Source organism: Terriglobia bacterium (assembly GCA_036496425.1).
Lineage (GTDB): Bacteria > Acidobacteriota > Terriglobia > 20CM-2-55-15 > 20CM-2-55-15 > 20CM-2-55-15.
The window spans coordinates 25,721-42,277 of sequence record DASXLG010000338.1; the positions used below are offsets into that span (position 1 = coordinate 25,721).

The 16,557-nt window shown below is 57.4% G+C and carries 13 protein-coding genes; 4 read left to right on the plus strand and 9 right to left on the minus strand.

Features of this window, described 5'->3' with window-relative positions:
* Positions 1–120: 120 nt before the first annotated feature.
* On the minus strand, positions 121–693 hold the full coding sequence (locus VGK48_24555) for a hypothetical protein (GenBank protein ID HEY2384360.1): 573 nt from the start codon (positions 691–693) through the stop codon (positions 121–123).
* Positions 694–1,294: 601 nt separating this feature from the next.
* Here VGK48_24555 and VGK48_24560 point away from each other — a divergent pair.
* Both VGK48_24560 and VGK48_24565 read left to right on the plus strand, forming a co-directional pair.
* A complete protein-coding gene (locus VGK48_24560) occupies positions 1,295–4,264 on the plus strand; it encodes an FAD-linked oxidase C-terminal domain-containing protein (protein HEY2384361.1) in 2,970 nt (989 codons plus the stop codon).
* A gap of 217 nt (positions 4,265–4,481) precedes the next feature.
* On the plus strand, positions 4,482–5,489 hold the full coding sequence (locus tag VGK48_24565; protein ID HEY2384362.1) for a beta-propeller fold lactonase family protein: 1,008 nt from the start codon (positions 4,482–4,484) through the stop codon (positions 5,487–5,489).
* Positions 5,490–5,585: 96 nt separating this feature from the next.
* Here the strand turns inward: VGK48_24565 and VGK48_24570 are convergent, their stop codons facing one another.
* The 3 genes from VGK48_24570 to crcB are packed head-to-tail and all read right to left on the minus strand — an operon-like array spanning position 5,586 to position 7,162.
* Positions 5,586–6,068 (minus strand): hypothetical protein, encoded by a 483-nt coding sequence (locus VGK48_24570; protein ID HEY2384363.1) that lies wholly within the window; start codon positions 6,066–6,068, stop codon positions 5,586–5,588.
* Positions 6,058–6,780, minus strand: coding sequence for a DUF190 domain-containing protein (locus VGK48_24575; protein ID HEY2384364.1), 723 nt, complete (start codon positions 6,778–6,780; stop codon positions 6,058–6,060). Before VGK48_24575 ends, VGK48_24570 begins: the two co-directional genes overlap by 11 nt.
* A 13-nt stretch (positions 6,781–6,793) precedes the next feature.
* Complete coding sequence (gene crcB, locus VGK48_24580; GenBank protein ID HEY2384365.1) at positions 6,794–7,162, minus strand: fluoride efflux transporter CrcB; 369 nt, start codon at positions 7,160–7,162, stop codon at positions 6,794–6,796.
* A gap of 221 nt (positions 7,163–7,383) precedes the next feature.
* Between crcB and VGK48_24585 the strand changes: the two genes are divergently transcribed.
* Positions 7,384–8,301, plus strand: a complete 918-nt coding sequence (locus VGK48_24585; GenBank protein HEY2384366.1) for a dienelactone hydrolase family protein — start codon at positions 7,384–7,386, stop codon at positions 8,299–8,301.
* 151 nt (positions 8,302–8,452) lie between these two features.
* On the plus strand, positions 8,453–12,388 hold the full coding sequence (locus tag VGK48_24590) for a carboxypeptidase-like regulatory domain-containing protein (GenBank protein ID HEY2384367.1): 3,936 nt from the start codon (positions 8,453–8,455) through the stop codon (positions 12,386–12,388).
* Positions 12,389–12,490: 102 nt separating this feature from the next.
* On the opposite strand, the gene VGK48_24595 is transcribed toward VGK48_24590, so the two are convergent.
* The 5 genes from VGK48_24595 to VGK48_24615 form a co-directional block, all read right to left on the minus strand.
* A complete protein-coding gene (locus VGK48_24595) occupies positions 12,491–12,823 on the minus strand; it encodes a cytochrome c (GenBank protein ID HEY2384368.1) in 333 nt (110 codons plus the stop codon).
* Entirely contained in the window at positions 12,813–13,673 is an 861-nt protein-coding gene (locus VGK48_24600) for an SCO family protein (GenBank protein ID HEY2384369.1), read from the minus strand. The genes VGK48_24595 and VGK48_24600 overlap by 11 nt, the downstream gene beginning before the upstream one ends.
* Positions 13,673–14,821 carry a YncE family protein gene (locus VGK48_24605; protein HEY2384370.1) on the minus strand — a complete coding sequence of 383 codons (1,149 nt, stop codon included), beginning with the start codon at positions 14,819–14,821 and terminating at the stop codon, positions 13,673–13,675. The genes VGK48_24600 and VGK48_24605 overlap by 1 nt, the downstream gene beginning before the upstream one ends.
* A 146-nt stretch (positions 14,822–14,967) precedes the next feature.
* Positions 14,968–16,377, minus strand: a complete 1,410-nt coding sequence (locus VGK48_24610; GenBank protein HEY2384371.1) for a PepSY domain-containing protein — start codon at positions 16,375–16,377, stop codon at positions 14,968–14,970.
* Positions 16,377–16,557: ATP-binding protein (locus tag VGK48_24615; GenBank protein HEY2384372.1), on the minus strand; the 181-nt coding region annotated here is incomplete at its 5' end. The genes VGK48_24610 and VGK48_24615, both read right to left, overlap by 1 nt.

A 16,557-nucleotide genomic window follows, 5' to 3' on the forward strand; every position in this document is an offset into this window, starting at 1 on the left:
TGGCAGTTCGCGCAAGCCGTTGTCATCTTGTCCTCGGCCGAAGAGAGGCCGATCGCTGCTGTGAACAAAACCAACACCGAAGCTACTTTCGCGAATCGGATTTGTGTGTCCTGTCGTGAATCAGTCGACGATTCCGTCTTCCTTTGCAGCTTGTTGAGCGCGCTTGTCGTTGGGATACCAATAATGAAGGTGGCAATTTTCACAAGCCTTGTCGATGCTGTCGATCGCCTTGAACAATGCGTCCTTATCTTTGGCGTCGACAGCCTTCAGTGTCATCGCCGCCGCATCCTGAAGCCTTCGCGCGCGCCGGAAAAAGCCTGGACGGTCCCCGTCCACAAGCTTCTGGATTTCCTCCGGCTGGAGTTCCACCTGGGGATTCTTGGACTTTTCGCTCGGATGCGCGACCTTCCGGCCCTCCATCGTCAATAGATTCGGCGCTTCCATAAGAATGAAAGCGCGATGACGCACTTCCTCCCACTCTTCATCCGTCTGCGGAGCTTTTTCTCTAACGCCGTTCTCGTCGGCGATTTCCTGAACTGATTCGAATAGGAAGTCTCCGCTGGGATCGACCATCGAATCCATGATGTCCTTGATCGTTGCGGGTTTCAAAAGATCAGGTGGCGCGGGCGCTCTGGAGCACGCGCCCGATACCGCAGCGAGGACGCCGGCCAGGAACAGGTTGGATATTCTCATAACGGTCTGCGGTACATCATTCTAGGTGAAAAACGGCGAGGGAATTCTCGAAAGTTTCTGAAGTTTTCGACAGATTCATACTTCGTTGTTTCCTCCATCAGGTTCGACGTCAGTCTTGATGGAGTTCCCTGGCAAATCCGTCCGACACCTTGCGAACAATCGATCTGATTTGCGGAATGGAGCTTCGAACTCTCGATCAATACGATGCGTATTACCAGGATCGGGATTGGCGGAAGCCTCTGCCGGTGATCATGGCGCGGCCCCATGACTGTCGATATCGGCGGGAACCATAACGACCTATCGGCCTGATTTATCGGAATGGGAAGCAGACTTAAGAAGGAGGAGAAAGAGTTAATGAAGTGCCGGGTCTGCGGCAGCAAACTGGAATCGGTTGACCGGTTTCCGAATAAACTGACGATTGAGGACTTTCTTCGGGGCTAACGGCTCCAGCGTGAGAAAGTCCGATTAGCCGATATCCAATCTTCAACAAAGAGATTAGCCACAAAAGGCACAGAAGGGGACGCAGACTTTTGTGCCTTTTGTGGCTAATCTCTTACTTGTTATAGGATGTACGTCGAATTTGATCAGGCCTTATGACCGCATGAACCACGTTCCCGAGAGAAATCCTCACCCGGACGGAATCCCCTTGCCGCCAAGTTCGCATGCGAAGCCCGTGAATACCTTCGGCCCTGCGATGGAGCTCGAACTCGAGCTGCGGCGTGTGGTCCGCGGCGAAGTCCGCTTCGACGCCGGTGCGCGCGCGATCTACGCCTCCGACGGCTCGAACTACCGCCAGGCCCCAATCGGCGTGGTCGTTCCTCGCGATAACGACGATGTGATTGCGGCCATGGCGGCCTGCCGCAAGTTCGGCGCGCCGGTCTTGTCGCGGGGTGCGGGAACCAGCCTTGCCGGGCAGTGCTGCAATGTTGCGGTTGTGCTCGACTACACGAAGTACATGAACCGGATTCTCGAGATCAATCCGGCGCAACGGTATGCCTGGGTTCAGCCCGGTGTCGTCTGCGATACGCTTCGCGATGCTGCGGAAACCTATCAGCTCACCTGGGGGCCCGATCCTTCCACGCACAACCGATGCTCTCTGGGCGGGATGATCGGCAACAACTCGTGCGGCACTCATTCGTTGTTCGCGGGAAAGACGGCGGACAATATTGAGGAACTCAAAATCCTCCTGTACGACGGCACGCAACTGACCGTCGGGCCGACTCAACCGCAGGAACTCGATGCCATCGTGGCGGCGGGAGGGCGGCGCGGCGAAATCTACGGCGCTTTACGCGGGATTCGGGATCGCTATGCGGACCTGATCCGTTCGAAATACCCGGCCATTCCGCGGCGGGTGTCGGGCTACAACCTCGAACAGTTGCTCCCCGAAAACGGTTTCAACATCGCGCGGGCGCTGGTGGGAACGGAAGGCACGTGTACCGCTGTGCTCGAGGCAAAGGCCAGGCTCATTCCAAGTCCGCAATACCGCTCGCTGGTCGGCCTCGGTTACCGCGACGCGTTTGCCGCCGCGGACCACGTCCCGGAGATACTTGCCCTCGAGCCGATCGGCCTGGAAGGCTTCGAAGGAGCGATGATCGACGGACTCCGGCGGAAGGGCGCGCCGAATCTCGAATTGATTCCCGAGGGCCGCGGTTACCTGCTCGTCGAGTTCGGAGCCGATGCCCCCGGCGCCTCCGAGCAACGCGCGAGCGAGCTGATCGAGCGTTTAAAGCGGCTTCCGGATCCTCCGAACATGCGTCTGTATACGAAGGCAGCGGCGAAAGCCGTGTGGCGCATTCGCGAATCGGGACCACGGGCCGCCGGCGGCGGGCCCGGCATGCCGCCTCGCTTCGAAGGATGGGATGACGCCTCCGTTGCTCCGGACAAGCTTGGCCCCTACCTGCGGGAATTGCGGCAGCTCCTGGACTCCTACAACTATCAGGCCGCGTACTACGGTCACTTCGGCGACGGCTGCATCCACATGCAGGTGAGCTTCGACCTGTTCACCGGCCAGGGAATCCGCAACTATGCCGCCTTCATTGAGCGCGCCGCCGATCTGGTCGTGAAATACGGAGGTTCGCTTTCGGGAGAACACGGCGACGGACAGTCCCGCGGCGCGCTGCTTCCGAAGATGTTTGGTCCGGAACTGATGCAGGCCTTCCGTGATTTCAAAGCCGTCTGGGATCCGGAAAACAAAATGAATCCGCACAAGGCGGCCGTGGATCCGTATCCGCCTACAGAGAATCTGCGGCTGGGCGCAGATTACAAACCGAAGGATCCGCCAACGCACTTTGCTTTTCCGGAGGATCAGGGGTCGTTCGCCAAAGCTTCGCTCAGATGCATTGGTGTCGGCGCCTGCCGCAAAGGCAGCGAGGGCATGATGTGCCCGAGCTACATGGCGACACTCGAGGAGGAACACAGCACGCGGGGACGCGCCCGCCTGCTGTGGGAGATGCTTCAGGGCGAGGTCATCCAGGATGGCTGGAAAAGCGAACAGGTCAAACAGGCCATGGACCTCTGCCTGTCGTGCAAGGCCTGCAAATCGGAATGTCCGACCAACGTCGACCTGGCGACCTACCGGGCCGAGTTTCTGTCGCATTATTACGAGTCGCACTCGCGCCCGCTTGAGGCTTACGTGTTCGGCATGATCGACCGGTGGGCGCAGCTGGCTTCAGTCGCGCCGCGACTGGCGAACTTCGCCAACAATGCGCCGGGTGTCCGGCAGCTGCTCGGTTCCGCTCTGCACCTGGCTCCGCAGCGCCAGCTTCCCCGCTTTGCCACGCATACGTTCCAGCAGTTCGCTCGCCGCCGGCATGTGCCCGATACCGTCACGGCCGGAGCAACCCGCAACGGAAGCCGGCAAGTGATCCTCTGGGCGGATACGTTCAACAACTACTTTCATCCGCAAACCAGTGAAGCCGCCTACGAAGTGCTGACGCAGGCGGGCTTCGAAGTCAGTGTGCCGGCCGGACACTTCTGCTGCGGGCGGCCGCTCTACGATTTCGGCATGATCGGCCGCGCGCGATCGTATTTGCAGGAGATTCTCCGGAAGCTGGCCGGGCCCATCGATGCAGGTGTCCCGATCGTCGTGCTCGAACCGAGTTGCGCCTCCGTGTTTCGAGACGAACTGCGCAACCTGTTTCCGTCCGATGAGCGGGCCGAACGCCTGCGGAAGCAAACCTTCCTGCTCAGCGAATTCCTGGAACGGCAAGCCCCGCGCTATGTACCTCCCCGGTTGAACCGCGAGGTTCTGGTCCACGGTCATTGCCACCACAAGGCCATCCTCAAGATGACCGACGAAGAATCGTTGCTGAAGAAAATGGGCGCCGAAGTCAGGGCGCCGGATGCAGGCTGCTGCGGAATGGCCGGGCCGTTCGGATTCGAGAAAAGCAAGTACGAGGTCTCGCAGATCATCGGGGAGCGCCTGCTGCTACCTGCCGTGAGGGCCTCTGCGCCGGACACGCTGATCGTGGCCAACGGATTCAGCTGTCAGGAACAGATCGCGCATGGAACCGGCCGGCGCGCGATTCACCTGGCGGAATTGATTTACCTCGCGTCCCAATCTCAGAAATGAGGTTTCGCGCGGTCCTCGAACGAACGACGTCGACTACCGAAGAAGCCGGAATCTGACTGAAGGGGGACGAAACCACAAGATGCACAAGAGGCACAAGGAGAACGGTGCTGTTCTTGTGCCTTTTGTGCTTCTCGTGGTTCCTTCTCTGCTGTGCCGGCGGCACGATTCGTAATAGAATCCCACGGTGTAAACCGCGCACACAAGGAGCACAGAGAACATGACTTTCCAGCGAGTGATGGTGATGGTTCTTGCCTGTCTGAGTTTGCCGCTTTCCGGCCTGGCTCAGGTTCGTATCGTCCAGACCAATTCCGGGGGCGACAACATTCACCTGATCGACCCGGCGACAAACAAGGTTGTCGGCGAAGTCAAAGGCGTCCCGGTCAATCACGGCGCCGCCGCGTCTCCGGACGGAAGAACCCTCTATTTCAGCAGCGAAGCCGAACGGACGCTGGACGTCGTGAACGGAAAGACCCTGACGATTACAAAGAAGATCGCACTGAGCGGCCGGCCGAACAACATCACGGCGAGCAAAGACGGAAAACGCGTGTACGTGGCGATCGTTTCCGAGCCCGGTGCGATCGATGTCATCGACGCGGCGAAACAGGAAAAGATCAAAACGATCCCGGCAATGGGCGGCGTCCACAACGTTTACCTGACGCCGGATGGGAAATACCTGGTCTCCGGATCGATCGCGAGCGGCATGATGTCGGTTTTCGATTCCAGAACAGACGAACTCGCCTGGACACTAAAAACGGAGGGCGTGCGGCCCATCGTATTCGAAACCGATTCCGACGGCTCCACGAAGCGCGCTTTCGTTCAGGTTTCCGGATTCCACGGTTTTGTCGCCGTCGACTTTGCCGGGCATAAAGAAATGGCCAGAATCAAGCTGCCCGACATCCCGGTCGAAGAACGCGCGAAAGGAACATTCCAGGGCGCGCCGTCGCACGGCATGGGCGTCACTCCGGACGGAAAGACGCTGTGGGTTACCAGCCGGATGAACCGGCGCGTCTACGCGTATTCGCTTCCCGATCTGAAGCTGCTCGCCGAAGTGCCGGTCGGCAACGATCCGGACTGGATCACCATGACACCGGACGGAAAGATGGTCTACGTGGCGAATGCCGAATCCAACTCGGTGTCGGCAATAGACACGGTCGCGAGGAAAGAAGTCGCGCGCATCCCGGTCGGCGAGAACCCCAAGCGGAATATAACGGTCGTCATGAAGTAAGGACTGTGAAGACTTATTGGAGGTTGCATCATTGGAGGTTTCTGCAGTTCTAAATTTGAAATGCAGAAACCTCCAATGATGCAACTTCCAATAAGCTTATTTCTTGCCGTAGGCCCTGTTCAGGTAGTCCACCAGGCTGGGAACCTGGGCCTCTTTCACATCTGCACCGTACTTCACCATCGTGGTGACGACGTCCTGCCAGTCTTCGCGCTTATAAAAGCCCTGAAACTTTTTCACTTCGTTTAATCCGTGGCAGGCCGTGCAGCTGGTGTCCAGAATCTTACGGCCTTCTCCGAAGTAGTCGGCAAGATATTGAACCAGGACCGGAGATTGTTCCGCGCTGAGCGCCGCGCCGTTCTGCATCATCCGGTCGATGACCATTTTCCAGCCGTCCTGACCGAGTCCCTCGTTCTTTGCGACCGCATCCAGCCCGTGACAGGACGTACACGCCATCTCGAAAATCGGCTTGCCGGGGCCCTCGGGCAGCTCGACCGTGGCCTGCCTCATCGCGCCGAAACCGGCCGAAGCGAGGAATAGCGTCCCCACTATGTAGATCGTCTTCTTCAAGCTAGTTTGCATCTGAAGAATCCGACGGCATGGGACTGCGGACAAGGCGGATATATTCCACGTCGGAGGTGACAATCAGACCGTCTTCGATCATCGATTCGATCGTAGGCATCGCCTGGTCGAGTTTCTCCGCCGATTCGATCACCGAAACCATCACGGGCAGGTCGTGCGACAGGTGAAACGCGCCTTGCTTATGCGTCTCGCCGGTCAGGCCGTAACTCATAATGCCCCGGTAAACCGTGGCGCCCGCGATGTCCATCATGCGGAGTTGCTTGACGATCGCGTCATACAAAGGTTCACCGTTCCACTTGTCGCCTTCGTTCATATAGATTTGCAGCAGTTTTCCCTTGCCCTGCTGTTTCTGGTGGGACCGCGTGGATTCCTCTGTTTTCCCCTGCATGGCGGACTTGACGATTATTGTGTCGTGAATTTCGACCAGGCCATCCGTCACCATGTCGTATATCGTCGGCAGCAAAGCGTTAACTTTATCTTCGCTCTCCACAAACTCGACACGAATCGGCAGGTGTTCCGTCAGCAGTTCCGTCCGTGTCGTGTGCATCACGTGGTGCGGGCCGAAGCCTGCCAGCGCCCGGCTCGCGGTGGCACCCGCAACCCCCTTGTGCATGAGATAGGTCAGAACCGCCTCATACAGGGGCTGCATGTGATACTGGGTGTCTTCGTTGACATAAATGGTGACTTTCTTTGCCGAGCCTTTCTGAAGCATGATCACTCCCGAGTCATTTGACGATCGCGGAACCGAGCCAAACCGCGAGATACCCGAGCGCGACGCTTCCGACCACGTTGATCAATCCCATCCACATCGCACCGGCTTGTACGGCCTGAAATGTCTCGTATTCGAAGCTGGAAAACGTCGTATACCCTCCGAGGAAACCTACCACCAGCAGAAGCCGCCAATTCGGATTTGCCAGCCGCTGGGTCAAGAGCGTCATCATCAGACCAATTAAAAACGAGCCTGTTATGTTGATGACCATCGTGCCCAGTGAAGGAAAACGACCACCGGCTTTCTCCGCAATCGCGGTGCCAATCACATAGCGCGCAAGAGCGCCACCGCCACCGCCGAACAGCACCATGAGATATCTATCCAATGCCAGGCGTCTCCAGGATTTTGACTTGAAACGGCTGTGATAACCGGAAGGGCTCCCACAGCACGAACTGTAGGAGTTATTGGCTGCGTGGGCAGCATTAAGCGAACTCCACCGCTGGCGGAAATATACGACATTGTCCGAGCTCACCGCAAATGGAGACCCTGAAGATGTCGCGATTTTTCCCAAAAGTGAGTATCGTACCTGCGGGAAAGGAGCAAGCTATGGAAGAAGAGAAAATCAAGATCCCCGCGGAGGCGGTGGAACTGTATTCACGTTACATTCACGGTGAAATCGATCGCCGCGAGTTCTTCAGTAAAGTCTCACGATTCGCGATCGCCGGCCTTTCAACAGCGGCAATTGTCGAAAGGTTGATGCCGAATTATGCGCTGGGGCAGCAGATTCGGAAGGATGACGAGCGCATCAAAGCAAGTTACGAAACCATTCCGTCGCCGAATGGCAACGGCTATATCCGGGGCTATTTCGTCCGGCCGTTCAGCCAGGATACGCGCGCCGCGGCGGCGACAAAACTGCCCGCCGTTCTTGTGATACACGAAAATCGAGGATTGAATCCGCACACCGAGGATGTTGCACGGCGGTTTGCGCTGGAGAATTTCATCGCCTTTGCTCCGGACGCGCTGACGACCGTTGGAGGTTATCCGAGCGACGACTACAAGGGCGGCCAGTTGTTTAACGGGATCAATAAACCCAAGCTGACCCAGGATTTTGCCGCCTGTGCGCAATGGTTGAAGTCTCATGCCCTCTCCAGCGGGAAAGTCTGCGTCACCGGTTTCTGTTTTGGCGGCGGCGCGTCGAATACGCTAGCGACGCTGCTGGGCCCGGACCTCGCGGCGGCTGCTCCGTTTTATGGCGCCGCGCCTGCAGCGGCGGAGGTGGCGAAAATCAAGGCGGCGATATTGGTGCACCACGGAGCGCTGGACACGCAGACGGCCGGCGCCTGGCCCGCGTTTGAAGCGGAACTGAAGAAAAACAACGTTCCGTGCGAAGGCCACATCTGGCCAAACTCAGTGCATGGTTTCTTCAATGACGCCACGCCCGAACGCTACAACAAAGTCACGGCTCCCCAGGCCTGGAGTCGAACCATCGAGTGGTTCAATCAGTACGCCCGCGCCGCATCTTAGAATTGAGGATTGGCCGGATTCGTCCGGCCAATCCTCAATTCCAACAGGTTTGGCTTGACCTTCCGCTTCATATAGACAATGATTCGCAACTATTTCACGCGATCCTTATGCAGGATTTTGTACTGGTTCTTGTTTGGTTGAAGGGGGATGAATGAAAAAATGTATTGGAGCAATCATACTGCTATGTCTTGTGGGTTTCTGCCTGAACGGTTTCGGCCAGTCGGCAAACTCCATTATTGGAGGAACGGTACAGGATGTTTCGGGGGCGCTGATTCCGGGAGTGACGGTCACGGCGACCAATACCGGCACGGGAGTCGTCAATACGGCGGTGTCGAACGAATCGGGAACGTATCAGTTTCCCAGTCTCCAGCCGGGAACTTATAAGCTGCAGGCTGAATTGCCCGGGTTCGCGATCTCGGTTGTGAACAATTACGCGCTCGGTGGATCGGCGCAGGCGACGGTCAACTTTTCGCTACAGGTCGGTGCGACCACTACGGTTGTGGACGTCACAACCACGGCCGATGCTGCTTTGACGACGGCATCCAATTCCATAGGAGCGGTCCTGCCCGAGTACAAAGTTCGCGATCTGCCGCTGGCGACGCGCGACGTCTTCGGCCTTGTTGCGACCACGGCTGGCGTGCAGTCGAGCGGCGGCTTCACCGGAAACTTTGCGGGAGGCCGCCTGAGTGCCGTCAATACGACCCGCGACGGCATCAGCGTGACTGAAGGACGGTTTGAGAACGGCGCCTTCTCCGGCACGTATACGAGTCCCGATCTGGTCGAAGAAGTGAAAGTCGTCGTGGCTCCGATAGACGCCGAAACCTCCCGTGGTTCCGGCCAGGTCGCCATGGTAACGCGTTCGGGAACCAACCAGTACCGCGGCAGTCTGTTCTGGGTCAACCATAACTCCCTCATGGACTCCAGCAGCTGGTTCAACAATTTTGCCGGCGCCTCGAAGGATTACGATAACCGCAATCAGTTCGGCGGCCGCCTCGGCGGTCCGATACAAAAGAACAAGGCATTCTTTTTCTTCCTTTACGAAGGACAGCGCGATCTGAAAAGGCAGCAGGCTGCGGGCAATACGCTCACGGATATGGCCAGAAGCGGCATTTACAGGTATTGGCCGGGAGTCGACAATGCCAATGCCGCGGCCCTCAATCCCTCGGTCAACCGCAGCGGAGTACCTGTAATGCCGACCGGCGCTACCGGTCCCTTAGCCGCGGTTGATGTTTTCGGTAACTGTACGTTCCAGGGAGCTCCGGTTGCAAATTGCCGCTCCGTGCATGATCCGCTTCGTCCCGCAATCGACAACAGTGCATATATGCAGGAAACCCTCCGCCGCATGCCGTCTCCCAACGATTTCGTGACAGGGGGTGACGGTTTGAACACGGCAAGCATTCGCTTCACCCGCCGTGTCGAAGGCCTGGACCTGGCAAATGGAAACGGAACCGACGTCAATCGCGATCAGTTCAATACACGGCTGGATTACAACTTCAATTCGAGAAACAAGCTCAGCCTGATTGCAACCAAAGAACATACCTGGGGCGGCGCCGCCCAGGCCGGCCAGCGCGCCTGGCCGAACGGTTTTGACGGAATTGCAAAGAAGCATCCCGATCTGTATGCGTTCACCTTTACTTCGACGCTATCCAGCAATTTGCTGAACGAGTTTCGTATCGGCCGCAAACGGACAATCAATAGTCAGGATGCACCGGCCAATCGATCCGATGCGATCGGTAAGCAAGCTCTCCAATTCGAACCGGTCACGAACGGTATCATCTATTCGATAACTCCAACGGAATGGACGTCGTTCGATAAATACGGCGGCTTCGGCGTCTGGCGTTTCCAGGCCAGTCCGACATACACCATTGGCGATGACCTGAGCTGGACTCACGGCAAACATGCTTTCAAAGGCGGTGTCGAATGGCGTCGCGTCAGTTCCTACGGACATGGCGATTCCAATAACACGCCGCTCGTCTCCCTGGGCGCCGGGAGCTCTCCGGTATCCGTCATCGATGCGACGAATGGCATGAGCGCGAATAACCAGGCGGCTGCACGCAACCTGCTGACCGATCTTTCCGGATCGGTCGCCTCGATCAACGAAGCCTTCGGTATCTTGAGCCCGGCCAATACGTTGTTGCAGGGGCCGCCGGCGGTGCCTTTCAAATTATTCGGACAAATCCAGAGCGAGATGAGCGTCTACATGAAGGACGATTGGAAGTTCCGTCCGGATTTGACACTCAACCTCGGAATGCACTGGGAATATTTTGGCCAGCCATACGAACAGCACGGTCTCGACGCAAGAGTGATCGGCGGCGAAAGCGCATTTGCAAATGTCAGTTGTACTTCCGATATCGGAAATCCAAACTTTGTGAGCACGTGCAGCAATCTGGCTCAAGTGCAGTTTGTGGGCAAGAATTCGACGAATCCGAATATTACGACCAACCTCAAGGGCAACGATTACAACAATTACGCTCCTGCTGCCGGTTTCAGCTGGAGTCTGCCGTGGTTCGGAAAGGGAAAGACAGTCCTGCGCTCCGGATTCGGCATCAGCTATGAAGGGTCGTTGCGCAACTTCATCACTGTGGATAGCACCGTCGGCACAGTCCCGGGCATGACACTGATCTCTTCGGGCGGGACGGGAGTCACCTACACGCCCAATACCTTTACCTCGCTATCGACCGTCAGCCTCCCGATTCCGTTTCCCGTGGGGACTCCCGCCAGCGCTCCTTTTACCGTTCCGACTACCGATCGAACACTGACAATCGGCACCTACGACCACGTTTCACCCTACACGGAGAACTGGAATCTCGAAATTCAGCGCGAAGTTGCGAGGAATACAACGATCGAAGTCCGTTATATCGGCACGAAAGGCACGAAGTTGTGGGGAACGGTAAATATGAACCAGATCGATGCCCTGCACCACAATCCCGACCTGTTCAATGCATTTAATGCGGTCCGCGCCGGCGGTGATTCCGCCCTCCTGACGCAGATGATGATGGGAATGAATCTCGGGGGCACGGGTTCCTGTACCGTTAACGGCACCACCTGCACCGGCGCCAATGCGGTACGTCTGAACACGACAACCCGCACCCAGTTGGCCAACGGCAGCGTCGGCGCATTTGTGAGTACGCTGAACACGATCAATACAGGTTCAGGCAGTTCGTCGACCGGAGCCGTGCTGCGCAAGAACGGCTTCCCGGAAAACTACATAGTCCCAGATCCTCAGTACAATGGGGTGAGCCTGTTGGGCAATCCCGGAAGTTCGACTTATCACTCCATGCAGATCCAGATGACCCGGCGGCTCGCGAAGGGCTTTACGAATACAACCACGTGGACCTGGAGCAAGGCGCTTGGCGAAGCGGAAACCGATAGCGGCACCACCTACCGCGATCCGACCCGCCGCGCAATCGACAAGCGGTTGCTCAGCTACGATCACGCTCAGCAGATCACCAGCAACGGCACGTACGAACTGCCGTTCGGAACCAACCACTTTCTGCTTGGCTCGGCTCCCGGCTGGGTTCAGGAGATTGTCGGAAAATGGCAGATGGGCGGCATTTTGAACTTCAACTCCGGCGACCCTCTGACCGTCACGTCCAGCACTCAGACCATCAGCAACGTGAACGATCTGCCGAATATCCTGGGCGCGTTCCCGAAAAGTACCGGGAAAGTAACCAAGGTTGTCAATGGCGTCGTTTATCTCAATGGTTATTCACAGATCACGGATCCGTACCTCAGTCAGGTGACGTCCGTCAACACTTTGAATACGGCTTTCAGCAACAAGGCGATTACGGACCCGAGTGGAAACGTCGTCCTGGTGAATCCCCAGCCGGGACAAGTGGGCAGCCTGGGCCTGACCTATCTCAAGGGGCCGTCAAGCATTCAGTTGGATATGAATATGGTCAAACGGTTTCCTATTCACGAGACCATGAACTTCGAATTTCGGGTGGATGCGCTCAATATCCTGAACCATCCCAATTTCGGGGATCCTAATGTCAACATCGACTCGACAGGCGCTTCCGGATTCGGCCGTATCACCAGCGCCACCGGCGCCCGCACGTTCGTGTTCAACACCCGCGTGAATTTCTGAAAAATTTAGCCGCAGATGACGCGGATGACGCAGATGGGGCCCAAACGAACTTTGGAGGCGCCCCATCTGCGTCATCCGCGTCATCTGCGGCTAAAAAGGTATTCAGCGCAAATGATGCAGGTAAGCGATCAAATCCCGGACTTCCTGATCCTGAAGCCGGCCCTTGAAAGCCGGCATGGTTCTCAAACCTTCGATAATCACCATCCGAACCTGATCGTCTGTTGCGGGGGCGCCGCTCGGTAAAGTCTTCGCGTCGAACAGGCCGTTGAGTTTCGGCGGCTGTTTCAACAGATCAGGAGGCGGTGTTTCATGACAGGGAGCACAATGGAGCTGGAAAAGTTCCCTTCCCTGCCGCTCGTCGCCACTGGTTGAAGGTTTGGAACAGGCCGCGAGAAATGAAGCCGCTAACAAGGCCCACGCGAATTTAGTCGCCATGCGCGGAGGATGAATGCGCCGCCTGCCGGAGCGCATCTTCCAATTCGGGAGCCGTCCAGTCGGCGGACCAGTATTTGGAAACGGTCCCGTCCGGTCCAATCAAAACAATGTTCATCGTGTGAGAGATCTGATTGTCCTCTTCAATATAGACAAGGCCGAACGCATTCGCCACCTCCCGCAGCTTGTCCGGCTTGGCGGAAGCGAAGTCCCAGTGCGAAAACCCGGAAGCATCGTCGCGAAGATATGCGAGCCCATATTTCCGCATAATGGGTGGCGTGTCGTATTCAGAATCGAAACTCACCGTCACCAGGTGCGTGCGCGCATAATCCTCAGGCGTTTTGGCAAGGTCGTCCTGAATCCTCGCGAACTGACTTGTCAGCCGCGGACAAAACTCGGGCAACGGACAGCGCGTATAGATAAATGTCATCAGGACAGCCTTGCCCTTGAAATCCGCCAGGTGAAACGGCTTGCCGTCCTGATCGATCAATTCCAGATTCGGCACGTGCTCGCCGGGTTTCAGCATGTGAACAACCGGCGGTGCGGAATTTGCTCCGCCACGTTGAGTGATGCGGACTCCGCTGAGCCAGTAGTCGCTTCCGTCGCGAAGGACGGAAACCTTGGCATCGATGACATCACCGGGCCTCAGCCCGCTGGCGTCGCTGGACTGTTTGACCTTATAGGGCATGATCATACCAGGCATGAAACCGGGAATGTCGCCGTGTCTGACGACGATCATCTTCCCGGCCGGATCGCTCTGAATGACCTGCCCATGGAGTTGAAACTCACGCGTCGCGGGCTTGCAGGCCGCGACGAGCAGAACTGAAAAAACAAACAGACAGCTGCGTTTCATCACCGCATGACCCCCGTGTGACCCAAAGAATAGCGTCCGGGCTGCGGCCAGATCGTCAAACCGTGCGGTTCCGTGCCGACGGCGATCGTTTTGACTGCGCCCGAGGCCGTGTCGATGGCATACACGACTTTATCGAAGCGGCCGGACAACCAGAGCGTTTTGCCGTCAGCGCTGACGTTCCCCATATCCGGACTGCCCCCGCCGGGAATCGTCCAGGTCTTCTCAATCTTGCGGGTCGCAAAGTCGATCACCGAGATCGTGCCCGGGCCCTTGGCCTTCACGTCGCCCATATGGGTGCCGCGGTTTGTCACATAAAGCTTCTTGCCGTCGCGGCTCGGATAAAGGCCGTGCGCGCCGCGTCCGGTCGGAATGAACGCCAACTGTTTGAAGGTCTGAGCATCGATGACGTAGACGCCGTCGGCTTCCATATCGGCCACGAAAAATACTTTGCCGTCGGGAGCAATACGGATGTCCTGAGGCATGCTATGCCCGATCACGCCGGGAGTAGCGTCGGGACGCGCCAGCCTCAAATAGCTCACAACTTTGCGCTGCTTCAGATCGATCTTCGCGAGGCCGCCGCCGGAAAACTCGCAGGTGAAGACAGCGTAGGTTCCATCGATCGCAAAATCCGCGTGATTGACGCCGGAACATTGCGGCGTTGCGACGTTGTACTGCATCGCCATCGTGTGCGGATCGCGAAATTCAAGACGCTTCAAAGCTTCGGCCACCACGATCGCCGACTTGCCGTCTGGCGTGAAATAGAGGTTGTATGCATCCGGCACTTTGACGGTCGTACCGGGTTTCCCGGTCTTCGGATCGATCGGAACCAGAATCCCCGACCGCCCGCGCTCTGCGCTTCCGGCAATCCACAACGTCTTCAAATCCCACGAAGGAATCACATGCTGGGGATTTCCACCCGTAACGAAATGATCGACCACCTGAAAGGTCGCCGGATCGATCACATAAACATCACCCGACTTCACATTGGGAACATAGACGCGGTTGAGGGCACCCGCTGTGGCAGGACTCATTTTGCCGGTGACCGACTCGCTGTAAACATTGTGGGGGTCGATGACCGGCGGCATTCCGGGCGCATTCTGGGCAAAAAGAGCGAAAAGAAAATATGCGAATAAGAGAGTGGAAGACATCGACGCAGTTCCTCATTCACGATCGTATCAAAGGAACGAAACCACGAGAGGCAGAAAACACTCATTGCAACATTGCATCATTGGAAGTTGTTTCATTTTAAATATAAGAAATGCAGCAACTTCCATTGATGCAATGTTGCAATACATCACCTGAATAAACGCCGAATTCCTATGATCACACCAATTCCACTCAACAGCGTTCCACCTGCATTCAACGTAACCATGGCCGCCGTCCAGGCCCACCCTTGATAGGCCCAGAAATTGAAATCGAGACTGTGCAGGCCATGATAAATCCAGCGCTGAAGGCGCTCACGGCGGGTGAAGCGGCCGACCACCTGGCTCATCTGCGGATCGATGTAGAACCAGGTCGCGTCCGGATCGCCGAACTTCACGCGAAGTACCGGCAGCGGCGGCTTTCGTTCCGTCGCGTGATAGTACGAGTCGTAGCTGGAGAGCACGGCTGCTTCGGCTATCGGCACATCGGGATTACCTTGCCGCACGCGCGCCATCAGGGCGTCGGTGGGAAATAGCCGGCTGCGAACTTCGAACGACTGCGCGGAGACGAGCCGTGGCTCGGAACCCACGCTATGCGTCACGAAATACGGCTCGCCTTGAATGCGGAGAAAGTCGATCTCTTTCAGCCCTTCCTGCGCCGGCGGCCATTTGTGAAACGCTGCAAGATCCAGTTGGCCGCCGCGCAGCGCCTGTGGGATGCGGTTGCCGGTTCCGCCGTCCGATGCCCAGAAAAACGGTTCCATCGAAAGCAGCCCGCTGAAAACCCAGGTCAGGGAAAACACTCCAAAAGCAACTCCGGTAATGTAGTGCCAACGCATCCATCCCGCATAGCGGGTTGCGTACTGTGTGAACGCCAGCATGATCCCGAGGCAGGCGAGAATCACGCCGATTCCGGAGGTCCAGAGAACCACCTGCCTCCACGCGGCGCCGTTCGATCGCAACCATGAGAAGTACATCCAGTGCGGAATCGCAGCAAACCAGGCAAGGGCCCGGCCGCCTCGCGTCGTGATCACTTCCGGTTCGGCGGTCTCTTCGGAGATATACAGATGAGTGCGCGCGCCGTCGTCTGCGATGATCTTCTGCATCGGCAGCGAGCGCGTGTCTTCGAACGTCCATTGATCCGGCGTTGTGAGTTCGCCGGCGTAATGCAGGCGGGCGTCGGGCAGATCCAGAAACTGGCTTGCAATCTTGCGCGCTTCGCGCTCGCCAACCTGTTCGAGAAGGTCCCCGTCGTCTGCAAAGACCGTCACCGAGCCGCGGCTGCTGAAACGATACGCCGGGCGGCCCATGATCATCAGAAGCGTCGCGCGGGATGGAGCGCCGTCGAATTGAGCTTTTTCGAGGGCTTCAGAGGGGCTGAGTTTGACCGCGTCGAGATTCAAGGCCTGCAATCGCTGTAGTTCCAACTCGGGTGTGAGGCCCGGCATACCACGAGCGAAAATCATGGCGATACCCGAAGCAAACCACATGAAGAACAGAAACGAGAGAGGGATTCCGAGATAACGGTGCGTCAGGATCAACCATTTCCGGAATATTTTCATTAAACCGCAACGGAAGTGGTGACGGTTTGCGGAAGCGTGATCCGGAAGCGGCTGCCGGCCCCGTCCCCTGGCTCGAGTGTAAGATGGCCGCCGTTGACTTCCACCGCCCATTTGGCAATCGCAAGTCCCAGGCCCGTGCCGCCGTTCTCGCGTGAGCGGGCCCGATCGACGCGGTAGAAG

What these genes read in the sequence shown, in the direction of transcription:
- VGK48_24555 (HEY2384360.1), bottom strand. Translation starts at nt 693, where the DNA reads ATGAGAATATCCAACCTGTTCCTGGCCGGCGTCCTCGCTGCGGTATCG.
- VGK48_24595 (HEY2384368.1), bottom strand. Translation starts at nt 12,823, where the DNA reads ATGGCGACTAAATTCGCGTGGGCCTTGTTAGCGGCTTCATTTCTCGCG.
- VGK48_24600 (HEY2384369.1), bottom strand. Translation starts at nt 13,673, where the DNA reads ATGAAACGCAGCTGTCTGTTTGTTTTTTCAGTTCTGCTCGTCGCGGCC.
- VGK48_24570 (HEY2384363.1), bottom strand. Translation starts at nt 6,068, where the DNA reads ATGCAAACTAGCTTGAAGAAGACGATCTACATAGTGGGGACGCTATTC.
- VGK48_24575 (HEY2384364.1), bottom strand. Translation starts at nt 6,780, where the DNA reads ATGCTTCAGAAAGGCTCGGCAAAGAAAGTCACCATTTATGTCAACGAA.
- VGK48_24565 (HEY2384362.1), top strand. Translation starts at nt 4,482, where the DNA reads ATGACTTTCCAGCGAGTGATGGTGATGGTTCTTGCCTGTCTGAGTTTG.
- VGK48_24605 (HEY2384370.1), bottom strand. Translation starts at nt 14,821, where the DNA reads ATGTCTTCCACTCTCTTATTCGCATATTTTCTTTTCGCTCTTTTTGCC.
- VGK48_24560 (HEY2384361.1), top strand. Translation starts at nt 1,295, where the DNA reads ATGAACCACGTTCCCGAGAGAAATCCTCACCCGGACGGAATCCCCTTG.
- VGK48_24610 (HEY2384371.1), bottom strand. Translation starts at nt 16,377, where the DNA reads ATGAAAATATTCCGGAAATGGTTGATCCTGACGCACCGTTATCTCGGA.
- VGK48_24590 (HEY2384367.1), top strand. Translation starts at nt 8,453, where the DNA reads ATGAAAAAATGTATTGGAGCAATCATACTGCTATGTCTTGTGGGTTTC.
- VGK48_24585 (HEY2384366.1), top strand. Translation starts at nt 7,384, where the DNA reads ATGGAAGAAGAGAAAATCAAGATCCCCGCGGAGGCGGTGGAACTGTAT.